Origin of the sequence: Georgenia satyanarayanai, from assembly GCF_009193135.1 — a bacterium.
GTDB classification, from domain to species: domain Bacteria; phylum Actinomycetota; class Actinomycetes; order Actinomycetales; family Actinomycetaceae; genus Oceanitalea; species Oceanitalea satyanarayanai.
Map to the genome: position 1 here is coordinate 74,460 of NZ_VUKC01000004.1, position 14,593 is coordinate 89,052.

Annotated in this window: 8 protein-coding genes; 1 reads left to right on the forward strand and 7 read right to left on the reverse strand. The window is 71.3% G+C overall.

The genetic code is table 11. The features are described 5' to 3' along the window. Positions 1 to 14: 14 nt before the first annotated feature. The 6 genes from GD632_RS07000 to GD632_RS07025 form a co-directional block, all read right to left on the reverse strand. Positions 15 to 4,586, reverse strand: coding sequence for a family 16 glycoside hydrolase (locus GD632_RS07000; RefSeq protein ID WP_452176645.1), 4,572 nt, complete (start codon positions 4,584 to 4,586; stop codon positions 15 to 17). A gap of 135 nt (positions 4,587 to 4,721) precedes the next feature. Then, positions 4,722 to 5,924, reverse strand: a complete 1,203-nt coding sequence (locus GD632_RS07005) for a Gfo/Idh/MocA family protein (RefSeq protein WP_152190293.1) — start codon at positions 5,922 to 5,924, stop codon at positions 4,722 to 4,724. A 109-nt stretch (positions 5,925 to 6,033) separates the two neighbouring features. Beyond that, complete coding sequence (locus tag GD632_RS07010) at positions 6,034 to 7,026, reverse strand: ABC transporter permease (RefSeq protein WP_152190295.1); 993 nt, start codon at positions 7,024 to 7,026, stop codon at positions 6,034 to 6,036. Next, positions 7,023 to 8,015 (reverse strand): ABC transporter permease, encoded by a 993-nt coding sequence (locus tag GD632_RS07015; protein WP_152190298.1) that lies wholly within the window; start codon positions 8,013 to 8,015, stop codon positions 7,023 to 7,025. Before GD632_RS07015 ends, GD632_RS07010 begins: the two co-directional genes overlap by 4 nt. Continuing rightward, on the reverse strand, positions 8,012 to 9,499 hold the full coding sequence (locus tag GD632_RS07020; protein WP_152190300.1) for a sugar ABC transporter ATP-binding protein: 1,488 nt from the start codon (positions 9,497 to 9,499) through the stop codon (positions 8,012 to 8,014). Before GD632_RS07020 ends, GD632_RS07015 begins: the two co-directional genes overlap by 4 nt. 71 nt (positions 9,500 to 9,570) lie before the next feature. Then, on the reverse strand, positions 9,571 to 10,629 hold the full coding sequence (locus GD632_RS07025; RefSeq protein WP_152190303.1) for a substrate-binding domain-containing protein: 1,059 nt from the start codon (positions 10,627 to 10,629) through the stop codon (positions 9,571 to 9,573). A 238-nt stretch (positions 10,630 to 10,867) separates the two neighbouring features. Here GD632_RS07025 and GD632_RS07030 point away from each other — a divergent pair, with 238 nt between their 5' ends. Next, positions 10,868 to 11,599 (forward strand): GntR family transcriptional regulator, encoded by a 732-nt coding sequence (locus tag GD632_RS07030; RefSeq protein ID WP_152190305.1) that lies wholly within the window; start codon positions 10,868 to 10,870, stop codon positions 11,597 to 11,599. A gap of 200 nt (positions 11,600 to 11,799) precedes the next feature. On the opposite strand, the gene GD632_RS07035 is transcribed toward GD632_RS07030, so the two are convergent. Further along, positions 11,800 to 14,580, reverse strand: a complete 2,781-nt coding sequence (locus GD632_RS07035) for a hypothetical protein (protein ID WP_152190307.1) — start codon at positions 14,578 to 14,580, stop codon at positions 11,800 to 11,802. Positions 14,581 to 14,593: the final 13 nt, after the last annotated feature.

Consider the following 14,593-nt stretch of genomic DNA (forward strand, 5'->3'; position numbering starts at 1 on the left):
GAGGCCCCCTCACCTCAGCGGATGCTCTGCAGGGTCACCGCCTCCCGGCCCGCGACCCGGCCCACCTCGCTGCGAGCGGCAGCCCGCACGATCGCGTCGCGCTCGCGCACGCTGAGGACGCCGTCGGCCGTCAGGTCGGCGGCCACGTCACCGACGTACCGGACGAACGCGCCGGAGCTCGCCCACCCGTCCCCGTCGTCGATGAGGTCGTTCACCGTGCAGCCGTCGTCCAGCTCGTAGTTCGGGACCCGGCTGTCGACTCCGCCGATGACCACGGTCTCCCGGCCGTCCGGGTCGGGGCACTCGCCCGGCTGCTCGCCGGTGATGGTGAACTCGACCGTCTGCCAGTCCTCGACGTTGCCGGCGACGTCGGAGGAGCGGAACTCGACCGAGTACGCGCCCTCCTCGGTGAAGCTCAGCGGGCCGCTGTAGGTGCTGTGCTCCTCCTCGCCGGCGAGCCGCCAGTGCGTCTGCGCGACGCCGGACGTGGCATCCCGGGCCGCCAGGCCCAGGGTGACCTCGCCGGTGTAGGCGTCGCCGCCCTGCTCGCCCTCGAGGGTGGCCTCGGTGACGGCGGGTGTCTGGTCGATGAGGAACTCGATCTCCGAGATGCCCGTCTCTGCCCCGCCGCCCGCGCCCTCGGCCGGCGTGACCTCGAACGTCGCGACCATGCCCCGCCACGTCGTCGGGTCGTCGGGGTCGATGAGGGACGCGTGCGGCGTGCAGTAGACGTAGAACGTCCCCACCTCGGTCGCCTCGAAGTAGAACGGGTCGTCCTCCCAGTCCGAGGCCTCCGGACGGGACGCCAGCACGGTGGCCTCGTCGTCGGTGATGACGACGTCGTGCGGGTAGCCGGGCACGTACTGGAACTTGACCGTGTCCCCCTGCTCGACGGAGAACTCCGTCTCGCTGAACCCGAAGCCGCCGCTGCCGACGAGGATCTCCTTCTCGCTCGGCTCGCCGCCACCGCCGTCGAGCACGGCGCGGTAGTCGATGTTGTAGACGCCGTCCTCGTCGAAGGTGACCGGCTCGGTCCACGTCCGCCACTGCGACTCGTCGGTGCGCGGGCGCCACTGCAGCTCGGCCGCCGGGTCGTTCGACTCGAGGGTGAGCGTGACGGGGGAGACGTACCAGGGCGGGTTGCCGTCCGGCTCCCCGGGCGACAGCGACGCCTCGACCGTGAGCTCCGGCGCCTCGGTGAGGTCCTTGATCCACACGTTGCGGAACTCGACCGACTCCCCGGCCGCCTGGCCGGAGGAGTGGTTCTGCAGCCCGACGAAGCCCTCGAGACCGCGGCTGCCGTCACCGGTGTAGGTCGCGACCTCCACCCCGTTGACCGTCACCCGGTAGTCCTGACCGACGGCCTCGATCTCCATGGTGTTCCACTCGCCGACCGGGTTGGTGGCGAGCGGGTCGGCCCCGGCGAAGGTGTAGACCGCGCCGGTCCGGCCCAGCGGGTCGTCGGTGGCCTCGTAGATCTGGATCTCGTACCCCTCGTCCACCGGGCCCCACGGGTCACCCTCCGGGTCCGGGAAGCGGACGAAGACGCCGGAGTTGTCGGCGGGGTCCTGCACGCGGAAGTCCACGCGCATCGAGAAGTCCTCGTAGGTCTGCTGGTCGTACCAGAGCAGGCCCATGCCGCCGTAGGGCTGGAGCAGGCCGCAGTCGCTGACGTCGAAGCCCCCGGGGCCCGCCTGCGTCCACCCCTCGAGGCTCTCGCCGTCGAAGAGCGAGACGTAGCCCTCGGGCGGCGTCTGCGCGTCCGGGCAGGTGCCGGCGCCGAGCTCCTCCACCCAGATGTCCCGGAAGAACACGTTGTCCTCGACCCGGTTGTTCTGGATGCCGATGTACCCCGAGGAGAGGTCCCGGCCCAGGTCGCCCGGGTCCTCGTACTCGTTGACGAGGACGTCGTTGATCCACACCTTGACCATCGGGTCGTCGACCTCGATGACCATCTCGTTCCACTCACCCGCCACCGTCGGGAAGGACGTGGGTGCCTGGTAGGTGTAGATCGAGCCGGTCTTCGAGCTGTCGGCGGCGTTCGGGCTGCCGCCCGTGTCGTCGATGTTGATCTCGTAGCCCTGGCGCACCCCGACCCACGGGTCGTCGCCCGGGTCGGGGAACCCGAAGAAGACACCGGAGTTGTCGGCCTCGGTCACGGCCTTGAAGCCCACGTGCAGCCGGTAGGACTCGAACTCCTCGTCGAACCACAGCATGCCCAGACCCTCGGGGTCACCGACGGTCTCCAGGGCACACGTCCCGTCACGGTCCTCGTCCGGGACGACGGCGAACCCACCGGGTCCGGCCTGTCGCCAGCCGTCCAGCGTCGCGCCGTCCCACAGCACCCGGGAGCCCGGGTCCGGCTCCGGAGCCGCGCACACCGGCTCACCCGGGTTCGCCGTCTCGCACAGCGAGAAGTCGCGGAACGTCGCGGTGAGCGGCTCGGCGATCTCGTCCGGGCCGTGCACGGCGAAGAAGCCGAGCTGCGGCGTGTCGTAGCTCGCGACCGGCGCGGGGCGTCCGACGTTCACCCACGCGCTGCCGTCGCGGGAGTACGCGGCGGCGACGTTCTCGCCGTCGCTCGTCAGGCGCAGCGTGACGGTGCGCGGTGCGTCGACCACCGTGGGGTTGTCGACACCGCCCTGGTACCGGATCTCCCCGTCCTGGTGGTAGAGGTACTCGAACCGGCCGTCGGTGCTGGAGCCGTAGGGCGGGAAGTACGCGAGCTTGGTGAAGTTCTCGTCGTCGTCGTAGACGATGAAGCCGGCCTGGTCGTGGTTGGTCGCGCCCGCCGGCATGTCGACGGTCACCTCCGAGGTCCACCGTCCCTCGGGCATGTCGGTGAGGACGAGGTTCTGCGCGTCGGTGACGATGTTGCCGCTCAGGTGGTTGCTGATCATGTCGCCCTGGAGCATGTCGATCTCCAGCGCGCCGTCTGCCTGGCGGTAGCCGTCGGTGTTCTCCCGCACGATGGTCGACCAGCGCTCGCGGTCGAGGTCGGTGCCCTCGAAGCCGTCGGCCACGCACTGCCCGGGCTCGGGCTCCTCGCTGCCGGCGACGTGGTCGACCCGGTAGAGCGCCTGGTTCGCGTTGTCACCGAAGCCGCCGCCCTCGAGGACGTAGAGCGAGCCGTCCGGCCCGAACTGGCCGTCCATGAGACCCGCCCAGTACTCGCCGGGCATGAAGTCGTCGATCGCGGTGATCTCCTCGTCCTCACCGAGCTCGGCCGTCTTGATGTGGCCGCGGTGGTAGTCGAGGAGGAACCAGCGCCCGTCGTAGTGCTCGGGGAACTTCGTGTCCGAGTCGAGGGACTCGTCGAAGCGGTAGACCGGGCCCGACATCGGGCCGCCCGCGCCCGACCCCATGTCGAGGAAGGGCTCGGGGATCGGGTTGACCTGGCCGTCGGGCATGCCGACCCAGGTCTCGGGCCAGTTCGCCCAGCTGCGCGGGTAGTAGATCGTCGCGGGCTTGACCGGCGGCAGCTGCTCGAGCCCGGTGTTGTTCGGGGAGTCGTTGACCGGGCCGTTCTCGCAGTCGTAGAAGTCCCCGAGCGGCTCGTTGGTGACGTAGTCCCACGGCCGGTAGGGGTAGTTGTTCCCGATGCAGAACGGGTACCCGAAGTTCGCCGGCTCGGAGGTGACCATGTACTGGTCGAAGCCCCACGGGCCGCGCTCGGTCCACTCACCGAGCCGGTCGGGGCCGTAGTTGCCGATGTGGAGGCGGTCGGTCGCCGGGTCGATGGAGATGCGGAAGGGGTTGCGGAACCCCATCGCGTAGATCTCCGGCCGCGTCAGCTCGCCGTCGTACTCGTCGGCTGGGAAGAGGTTGTCCTCCGGGACCGTGTACGTGCCGTCGGGCTGCGGCGTGATCCGCAGGATCTTGCCGCGCAGGTCGTTGGTGTTGCCCGAGGTGCGGCGGTCGTCGTTGTACCAGTGCGTGGGGCGCGAGTCGATCGGGGAGTACTGGTCGTTGAGGTCGGGTGTGCCCTCGTCACCGGTGCTGAGGTACAGGTTGCCCGCGGAGTCGAAGTCGATGTCACCGCCCAGGTGGCAGCAGTTGGTCTTCTCGTACGGGACCGTGAGGAGCACGTCCTCCGAGGCGACGTCGATCGTGTCGCCCTCGGTGTCGAACCGGGCGAGGACGTTGTGGTCGTCCTCCCGGCTCGTGTAGAAGGCGTACACCCACCCGTTGTCCTCGAACTGCGGGTCCAGGGCGAGCCCGAGGAGGCCGCCCTCCTGGTTCTTCGAGCCCTCGATGTCCGGGCGCGAGGGCAGCGGGTGGTCGTCGTAGACGCTCAGCTCCGCGGCGACCGTCACCTCCTCCGTGCCCGGGTCGTAGACGCGGACGACGCCGTCACGGCTGGTCGTGAAGATCCGACCGTCCGGGGCGATGTCCATCGTCATCGGTTGCGGCACGGACGCGACCCGCACCTTCTCGAACTCGTCGGTCGCGGACGCCTCCGCGAACGATGCTGGTGCTGCGCCGTCCTCCGGCGCGTCGGTCGGCTGCGCGCCGACGGGTGTGGTCAACAACAACGACATGAGCAACGGAAATGACAACACTCCCGCTATGGAACGCTTACTCATGACCCCTCCACTCTGAGTAGGCAAGGCTGGGCGGCCCCGTGCGTGAGGTCGCCGAAGCACGCGACGACGACGTCGCGTGGGTGTGGCCGACGGGCCGGCACGGTGACCGTGCCGGCCAGTCAGCGGACCGGTCGCTCAGCTGGGCTGAGCGACCAGCTCCCGGATCTCCCCCGTCTCGCGGTCCTGGAACAGGACCTTGCTGCGCCCGTCGGGCAGGAGCTCCCGCTTGATGACCGGGTGGCCGTCGTGGAGCTCGGGGTTCTTGGTGATGCGCGGGGTCGTGCCGCCGCGCCAGTCCGCGATGTCCACCGGGTGCCACGCGCCGCGTTCGGCGGAGGCGTAGCAGGCGTCGATGATCGCGTTGACGATGTAGCCGTCGTAGAAGCTCTCCTGAGGCGCGCGGCCGGTGTCCATCGCGTCGAACATGTCGCTGAACATGTCGAGGTAGCCGAGCTCGGTCACCTCGTCGGCGACGGGGAAGAGCCACCCGCTCGTCGACTCGGCCTTCTCCGCGACGTACCCGTCGGCCGCGCCGCTCGTGTACATGTCGAAGCCGGTCCGCAGGAAGTGGTTGAGCCAGATCGTCCCCTCGGTCCCGGCCACCTCGTCGCGCAGGTCGAGCCCGCCGCGAAAGGCCCAGGACACCTCGAACTGGCCGATGGCGCCGGACTCGAAGCGGATGAGGGCGATCGCGTGGTCGTCCGCGGTGATGGGGTGGACCAGGGTGTCCTTCCAGCAGAAGACCTCGACGGGGCGGTTGCCCTTGCCGACGAAGTTGCGGCACACGGCGATGCAGTGGCAGCCGAGGTCGACGATGACGCCGCCGCCCGCCTTCTTCTCGTCCCAGAACCACGCGCTGTGCGGACCGGGGTGCGTCTCCCGGGACCGCACCCACAGGACGTCACCGAGCGCCCCGTCCTGGACGGACCTCACCGCGGCGAGGGTCTTGGGGGTGTAGACGAGGTCCTCGAGGTAGCCGGCGAACACCCCGTGCGACTCGACGATGTCGAGCATGCGCTTGGCCTCGGCGGCGGTACGCCCCAACGGCTTGGTGCACAGGACGGCCTTGCCGTTCTCCGCGGCCAGGCGCACGGCCACCTCGTGCATGTCGTTGGGCAGCCCGATGACCACCGTGTCGATGTCGGGGTCCGAGCAGGCGGCCTCCAGGGAGGTGGTGGACCGGGGGATGCCCCAGCGCTCCCGGAACGCGGCGCCGCGCTCCTCGCTGCGTGAGTAGATGAGCTCGACGGTGTCCCGGTTCCGCCCGCGGTTGAGCGCGGCGGTGTAGAAGTCACCGATGAGGCCGGTGCCGAGCATGGCGATGCGGTGTGCTGTCACGTGAACCTTCCCTCGTTGAAGCGGCCCCGTGGCGGAGCCGGTGTCGTCGGCGGGCCCGAAGGGCGCGCGTGAGCTCGACCGGTCAGTGAATCCCCCCTCTGGTTCGTGGTCAGTCGCTGCGCTGCCCGGAGACGGCGACGTAGACCCAGGCGAGACCGAGGACGATGACGCCGTAGACGATCTGCTGGACGGCCTGGCCCACGCCGAGCGTGAGGAGCAGGCGGTTGAGGACGGTGAGGACGAGGGCGCCGACGATGGTGCCGCCGTAGCCGCCGGACCCGCCGAGGATCGAGGTGCCGCCGATGACGGCCGCGGCGATGCTCGGCAGGAGGAAGGAGTTCGTCTGGCTCGGTCCCACCGACCCGCTGCTGCCCGAGATGAGCAGTCCAGCGATCGCGCCGAGGACGCCGACGATGACGTAGGTGGCGATGAGGACCTGCCACACCTTGACGCCGGACAGGCGGCACGCGACCGGGTTGTCCCCGACGGCGTAGATGTTGCGTCCCAGCCCGGTCCGCGACAGGCCGAGGAGGAGGACGACGGCGACGGCGGCCCAGACGACGACGTTGAGCGGGATCGGCCCGATGAGCGTCCCGCCGCCGACCGTGCTGAGGACGGGCAGCACCGACGCGGCGCCGGTGAGGAAGCCGCCGCTGGCCAGGCCCACCGACACGACGCCGAGCAGGACGCTGGACATCCCGATCGTCATGATGAGCGGGTGGACCCGGAAGACGCCCACACCGACGCCGTTGACGAAGCCGGCGGCCGCACCGACGGCAAGAGCGAGCGCGATCGCCTGGAGCGGCCCGGCGCCGCTCTGCGTGGCGGCGACATAGGCCGCGAAGTTGGCCACCATCGTCACGGACAGGTCGATGCCCCCGGTGAGGAAGGCGATCGTCTGGCCGGCCGCGAAGATCGCCAGCGGGCACGCGAGGAGCAGGATCGAGCGCAGTCCACCGCTGGTGAAGAGGCTCGGGTCGAGCAGGCCGGTGGCGACGTAGAAGATGACGAACACGACGCCGAGGACGATGACCGGTCGCTCGGTGAGGGTGGTGCGGACCCGGGCGCTGCGCACCGGGGGAGGGGCGGTCGTGGTGCTCATCGGGTCCTCCTGCGGAGCTCGAGCAGGCCGCCGAGCATGACCACGCCGATGATGACGAGGCCCTCGAGCAGCACGGCGACGTTCGGGTTGATCCCCATGCTCAGGAGGATCGGCGGGATGAGGGTGAGCACGAAGGCCGCCAGGACGGGGCCGAGCAGCTGGCCGCGTCCACCGGACAGGGCGACGCCACCGAGGACGACGGCGGCCACCGAGCCGAGGAGCGCGCCGAGCGCGATCGACTCCTGGGGGCTGCCGCTGCCGAGCAGCGCCGTCGTCACGAGGCCGGCGAGACCGGCGAAGACGCCCGAGACGACGTAGGCCTGCACCCGGGTACGTCTGACGACGACCCCCGCGAGGAACGCCGCCTGGCGGTCGCTGCCGATCGCGTAGGTCGCGATGCCCGCGCGGCTGCGCCGGAACGGAATCCACACGAGGCAGAAGATGACGGTGAGCCACAGCAGCGAGGGCCACGGGTTGGAGAAGCCGCCGACGATGAGCCGGGACAGCTCGGGGTTGGCCGCGCCGCCCGGCCCGCCGAGGATGAGCAGCGCCAGCCCGACGAAGGCGAAGTGCAGGGCGAGGGTGACGACGATGTCGGGCAGTCCGGACACCGTGATGACCCAGCCCATGAGCCCGGAGAGCAGCGCGATCCCGACGACGGTGCCGAGCGCGACGGCGATGCTCGCGCCGAAGGACGCGTCCTCCATGAGCCACGCCGAGACGCAGTTCGCGAGGACCATGAGCGCCCCCACGGCGAGGTTGATGCCACCGGAGATGACGACCACCCCCTGCGCCAGGGCGAGGAGGGCGAGCATGAGGCTGCCGGCCGTCAGGGCGCGCAGCTCGAAGCCGCCGAAGTTCTCGACCTGGGTGTAGCGCACGAGGATCATCACGAGCAGGAGCACCGCGACACCCACCACCCAGCCGTTCTGCTGGCGGAAGCGGGCCGCCCGGCTCGTCGGCTCGGGCGCCGTCGTCACCGTGGTCACGAGGTCCTCACCTCCGTCGCCTGCAGTCCGTGGGCGGCGTGGAGCATGGCTTCCTCCCCGGCGTCGGCGGCGAGCTCCGCGACGACCGTGCCGCGGTAGATCGCCAGGGCCCGGTCGCAGACGAAGTCGATCTCCCGCAGCTCGCTCGTGTACATGACGACGGCGGCGCCGGACTCGGCGACCTCGCGGATGAGCTCGTAGATCTGGCGCTTGGTCCCGACGTCGATCCCGCGGGTGGGGTCGAAGAGCAGGAGCGTGCCGAAGCCCTCGGCGAGCCAGCGTCCGATGGTGAGCTTCTGCTGGTTGCCACCGGACAGGCGGCGGGCCTGGGAGGCGGCGCGCGTGTCGATGGACAGGCGCGCGACGGCGCCGTCGACCGCGCGGTTCTCCGCGGCCCGCGAGATCGGTCCCCACCGGGAGAGCCGGGCCCGTGACGGCAGGGCGATGTTCTCCCGGATGGAGCGCTTGGGCAGCAGGGCCGCGGACCGGTCCGCGGGGACGAGGGCCACCCCCTGGCGGATGGCGGCCGCCGGGTGGCGGGCGTCCAGGACGTTGCCGTCCACCCGGATCTCACCGGAGCGGGGCCGCTGGTCCCCGGCGAGGACGTCGAACAGGGTGTCCTGACCCTGTCCCTCGAGGGCCACGAGGCCGAGGACCTCACCCGGACGCACCGAAAAGCTCACGTCGTGGAGCATCGTGCCCGCGCTCAGCCCCTCGACCACGAGCCGTGGCTCCTCTCGGGGGGCTTGGGCGCGGGCACGGCGGCCCTCCGCCGACTCCTCGCCCATCTGCTCGCCGAGCATGGACTGGACGATGCGCTTCTCCCGCCCCTCCTTGGGGGCGAAGCGTGCGACGTCACCGCCGTCACGGAACACCGTGCACATGTCGCAGTGCTCGATGACCTCCTCCAGGCGGTGGGAGATGAACAGGACCGAGCCGCCGCCGCGCGTCTGCTCGGCCATCACCGTGAAGACCTTCTCGCTGAGGTCCGCCGGCAGGGCAGCGGTGATCTCGTCGAGGATGAGGAGCTTGGGCCGGTGGGCCAGCGCCCGGGCCAGGTCGAGCATCCGCAGGAAGGGCAGCGGGATGTCGCGCACCCGCTCACCGAGGTCCAGCCCCCCGATCTCCAGCCGCGCGAGGTGCTCCTCGACGACGGCGGCGTCGGTGCCGGTGAGCCTGAGGTTGTGACGGACCGTGAGGTCCGGGACGAGCGCCGGGTCCTGGAAGACCGCGGCGATGCCCTGGGTGTAGCCGAGCGCAGGGCTCGGCAGGTCGACCGGGGCGCCGTCGAGGGTGACGGTGCCGCGGTCCCGGCGGATGACGCCGGTGAGCGTCTTGACGAAGGTGGACTTGCCGGCGCCGTTCGCCCCGAGGAGGGCGTGGGCCTCGCCGTGGCCGACGGTGAGGTCGGCGGACCTCAGGGCGAGGACACTGCCGTAGGACTTGGCCACCCCGCGGGCGGCCAGCAACGCATTAGCTGACATCGTGCTCCTCAGCTCAGGGCGGACCGTGCCGGGGTGGGCGTCCGCCCCGGCACGTCGCCTATCGGAGACCGTCAGGAACCGCTGGGCCCCTCGCAGGCGTACAGCTGCTCGCGGGTCATGTCGAGCGGGTAGTCGATCTCGACGGCTGCGCTCGTGTCCGGTCCGCGCTCCTCGTCGTAGGCGGCGTCGAGCCTGTCGGCGCTGTCCTCAGCGGTCCACAGCTCGGGCGTGAGCATGGTCATCCGCTCGACGTCCTCACCGCTCAGCACCTGCAGCGCGACGTTCGTGCCCACCGCGCCGATGACGGCGGGGTTGGTCACGACGGCACCCGGTGCGCCCTCGATGAGCTGGCCGACGAAGGCGTTGCTGTCCTGCCCGGTGACGGGGACGAGCTCCTTGCCGGCCGTCTCGATGCCGTTGACCACGGTGTAGTCGGCGCCGGTGGTCCACACGCCGTCGTAGTCGCCGGCGCTGAACTGCTGGACGGCGAGCTCCCCGCCGAGCGTGTAGTCCCAGCTGCTCCACACGGTGGTGAGCTCGATGCCGGGGTAGCTCTCCAGCGCCGCGGTCACGCCCTCGTGGCGGTCGGTGTCGGACTGCACGCCCTCGATGCCGCGCATGTACAGGACCTCGCCCTGCCCGCCGATCTCCTCGGCGAGCCACTCCATGCCGATCCGGCCCCACTCGACCTGGTCGTTGGTGACGACGTAGGCCTCCTCGCTGGTGACAGCGGCGTCGATCGCGACGACGACGATGCCCTGGGCGCTCGCCTCCTCGATGATGCCGTTGAGCTGCTCGGGGTCGGAGGGGTTGACGACGATCGCGTCGACCCCCTCGGAGATCAGGGTCTGGAGGTGCTGGACCTGCTCGGTGGGTCCGGCGTTCTCCGACATGACGACCACCCGGTCGACCTGGCCGCTCGCCAGCGCCTCGGCCTGGATGGAGCACACCATCTGCTCGCGCCAGCCGTTGCCTGCGAGCGTGTTGCTCACGCCGATGACGTAGCCGCCCTCACCATCGCCGTCGGTCTCGGTGCCTGCGCCCGCGCCGTCGTCCGACCCGCACGCGCTCGCGGCCAGTGCGAGCACGGCGGCGCCGGCGATCGTGGACGTTCTTCTCGGCAGCCTCATCGCTGGATCCCCCCAGTGTGTGTGATGTCTGGTGTGCCCACCCGCTCCGGGGGCCACCAGTGAAACGCCTGCGTCATCGCAAGAAGGCGAATCTGTATAGACAACATTCATCGTCTGTATGTACATGAAAACGTAACGGAGGTCACTGAAGTCGTCAAGGGGTAGAGGTGAACGAGTCGGGCGAAACGGACACCTCCGCCGACTACGCGCCCGTGGGTGCGCGGGTACGCTCGTGCCCATGGCCGGTCAGCAACGGGATTCGGCGCCGGCCCGGTACGAGGTGATCGAGGGATGGCTCCGTGACCGGGTACGCAGTGGGATGCCGGGTGACCTGTTGCCGTCGGAGGCGGAGCTCGCCGAGCAGTTCGGGGTGAGCCGGATGACCGCGCGCCAGGCGGTCCAGAACCTCGCGCGCGACGGGCTGGTGGACCGGCGTCGTGGCTCGGGCACCTACATCGCCATCCCGCCGATCCGCCGGCACGGGTCGGCGCTCACGAGCTTCTCCAGCGACATGCGCAGGCGTGGGCTGACGGCGACCTCGCGCCTGCTCAGGGCCGAGCTTGTCGACGGCAGCCCCGACGACCTCGAGGCGCTGCGGCTCGCCCCGGGCAGCCGGGTCGTGAGCATCTCGCGGCTACGGCTGGCGGACGGTGTCCCCATGTCGATCGAGACCGCCGTGCTTCCCCTCGAGTGTGCACCGGTGCTCTCCCGGGACCTGGAGAACGGGTCGCTCCAGGACGCCCTGGGCGAGCTCGGACGGGAGCCGGCGATCGCGCGCGCGCGGATCACCGCCCGGACGGCGACGGCCGCCGAGGCGCGCCTCCTCGGCGTGCCGACGCGGTCGGCGCTCCTCGTCGAACGGCGCGTCATCCTCGACACGGAGGACCGGCCGCTCGAGCACACCGAGAGCAGGTACGTGGCCGAGCGCTACATCATCGATGCCGTCTTCACCGTCTGCGCCGAGCGGTAGCAGGTCCGCGGCGGCCCAGAGCGCGGGCCGCGGAGCGCGCACCAGGCCCCGGCCCGGGCGGGGCGGGGGGGGGGGCGGGGGGGGGGGCGGCGGCGCGGGGGGGGGGCCGCCGCCCCGCGGCCCCCCCCCCCGGGCCCCCCGCCCCCCCCCCCCGCCCCCCGCCCGCCCCCCCCCGCCCCGGGGCCTGGGTGCCGAGCGGCTCAGCTGGTGCTGCGCCGCCGAGCGCCGAGAGTGACGGCGCCACCGGTGGCGAGCAGGAGAAGCGCGGCCAGGACCGGCGCGGCCGGGACACCCGTCGTCGGGAGGCGGCCGCCGGAGCCGGCGGGAGTCCTGTCCTCGCCCGCCCCGTCGTCGTCCGGCGTCGGGCTCTCGCTGCCGCTGCCGTCGGTCGGCTCCTCGCCGGGCACCTCGCCGTCGTCCGCGCCCGGGCGCACCTGGGCGAGCAGCCACTGGAGCGTGGCGCTGTCCTCGTACGTCGGCGCCGAGGCGAGGTGGTAGTCGGGCAGCGAGAACGCCTCGTCGCCGTACTCCGTCCACAGCGCCAGCTCGGCGATGCGCTCCTCGCTGAGGCCGCGGTCGCGGTAGGCCGCGACGAGGGCGTCGTAGGCCCCCTCGGCGTTCTCGACCGGCAGCAGGTGGTCGCTCGTACCGTGCGTGATCCACATCGGCACCTCGGCCGCGGCGATGAGGGCGTACTCGTCCTCGTCCGCCGCGAACCCGCCGGTGAGCAGCCCGCCCGCGAAGAGCTCGGGCCGCGTCGAGAACATCTCCCACATGAGCTGGGAGCCGTAGGACACCGACGTCGCGTACACCCGGCGCTCGTCGACCGAGAAGCGGCCGGTGAAGTCCTCGAGGAGCTGGAGCACCTGCGCGGCCTCGAGCTCCTTGCCAACGCGCGCGTTCTGCGGGGCGAGGACGATGACGTCCTCGTCGGTGCCGGTCCACTCCTCCTGGAACCACGCCGTCGCCGGCATGTCCGCGACGAGCTGGACCCGCTCGTTCTGCCCGTCGAAGCCCATCCCGTGCCCGGAGAGGGCGACGACGAGCGGGTACTCCCGGGCCGGGTCGTAGCCGTCGGGCAGGCGGTAGTCGTAGCGGACGGTGAGGTCGTCACCCTCCACGCCGTCGACGTCGGACGCGAAGGTCGCGTGGACGAACTGGTCGACCTCGCGGTTGATCGCCGGCTCGGTCAGCGGCCACGCCGTGCCGGCGTCGCCGCGGGAGATGACGGCGCCGCTCGGGTCGTGCACGTCACCCGACTGGACCACCTCGGTGGGCTGGTCCGGGTTGATCTTCACCGAGCACAGGAAGGTCGGGCACAGGGACACCATGACGGTCCAGCCGCCGTTCGGGTCGTCCGCGAGGTCGAGGACGACGTACCGGCCGACGGCCTCGGGCCGGTCGCCGTCGAGGAGCCGGGCCGGGTCGTCGGTCGTGTAGACGTCGGCGACGTCCCGCTCGACGAGGTTCTCCAGCTCCTCCAGGCCCGTGAACCGGAAGTTGTACGACGTGTCCCGGACGGTGAAGTCCTCGGGGCTCAGCCCGGCGGGGTCGACGACGTCGGCGTACTCGAGCACGACGCCGGTCACCTGCTGCCCGAAGGAGGACACCTCGGTGACCGGGGTGACGCTCTCGATCCGGTTGGGGGAGCGGTCCTGCGCGAGCACCCACTGGAGGATCGAGCTGTCGCTGTAGGTCGGGCCGGTAGCCGCGTGGTAGTCGGGGTAGGTGAACGCGTCGTCGCCGTACTCGGTGAAGCGCACCAGCTCGTCCGCGGCGGTGGCACCGGCGTCGGTGTACGCCGCGCGGAGCAGCTCCGCGGAGGTCCGCCCAAAGGTCGGGGGCAGGACCGGGTCGCTCGTCGCGTGGGTGATCCACACCGGGGTCCGTGCGGTGGCGATGGACGCGGCCTGCTCCTCGCTCACCGGGAACCCGGAGACGATGAGCGCCGCGTCGAAGAGCTCGGGCTGGTCCGCCATGAGGTTCCACGCGATGGTCGAGCCCCACGAGAACGTCGTGACGTAGGTGCGGTCCGCGTCGACGCTGTACTCGTCGGTGAACTGCTCGAGCAGCGCGCGCACCGAGGTCCACTCCACCTCGTCGTCGCCGCGGACGTTCTGCGGCGCCAGGACGATGACGTCCTCCTCGCTGCCGGTCCACCCGGGCTGCGCCCAGGAGGTGGCCATGATGTCGACGGCGACGTTGACCCCGAGGTTCTCCCCGTCGAAGCCGGAGCCCCAGCCGTGGAGGACGACGACGAGCGGGTAGGAGCGTGCCGGGTCGTAGTCGTCCGGCAGGCGGTAGGAGTACGGCAGGTCCGCGCCGGGGAAGGGCATGACGTCGGTGCGGAACTCGTCGGCGACGAGGTCGAGCGGCGCCTCGGTCATCGGCACCGCGTCGTCGGACCCGGCGGCGAGCAGCGGCGCGGGCGCGCCGCCGGCCGCGTAGCCGTGGACGTCCCCGAGCTGGACGAGCCGGGTGGGCAGCGACTCCCGGACCTTCTCCGAGCACAGGAAGCCCTCGCACATGGAACGGACGACCGTGTTGCCACCGCGGTCGGTGGGGTCGAGCTCGACGACGACGTAGGCCCCGCGGGTCGAGGAGCCGTCGGCCCGGAGGGCGGGCCCGTCGCTCGTGTAGACGGCGGTGACGGTGCGCGGCTCGAGCGCGTCGAGGTCGGCGGGGTCGTGGGCCCGGAAGTTGTACGGGCTGTCCAGGACCGCGAAGTCGTCCGTCGAGAGGTCCGTGGGGTCGACGTCGGCGCCGTACTCGACGGCGACGGCGACGACCTTCTGCCCGAAGGTGAGGACCTGGGTGATGGGCGTGATGCTCACGATGCCCTCGTCCGGGGGCGGGGAGGTGGCGGCCGTCGCCGGGCCGGCAGCGGCGAGGCCACCGAGGGCGAGAGCCAGGGGCACGGCGAGCGCGCGGAGCAGCCGCCGGGCGCGCTGACGGGGTGGGTGGGGTGTCGTTGTCGGCATGGGTCTCCTTCGA

Bases quoted from the DNA above. Each gene is read 5' to 3' on its own strand.
- GD632_RS07000 (WP_452176645.1), bottom strand. From the start codon at position 4,586: ATGAGTAAGCGTTCCATAGCGGGAGTGTTGTCATTTCCGTTGCTCATG.
- GD632_RS07010 (WP_152190295.1), bottom strand. From the start codon at position 7,026: ATGAGCACCACGACCGCCCCTCCCCCGGTGCGCAGCGCCCGGGTCCGC.
- GD632_RS07020 (WP_152190300.1), bottom strand. From the start codon at position 9,499: ATGTCAGCTAATGCGTTGCTGGCCGCCCGCGGGGTGGCCAAGTCCTAC.
- GD632_RS07025 (WP_152190303.1), bottom strand. From the start codon at position 10,629: ATGAGGCTGCCGAGAAGAACGTCCACGATCGCCGGCGCCGCCGTGCTC.
- GD632_RS07030 (WP_152190305.1), top strand. From the start codon at position 10,868: ATGGCCGGTCAGCAACGGGATTCGGCGCCGGCCCGGTACGAGGTGATC.
- GD632_RS07035 (WP_152190307.1), bottom strand. From the start codon at position 14,580: ATGCCGACAACGACACCCCACCCACCCCGTCAGCGCGCCCGGCGGCTG.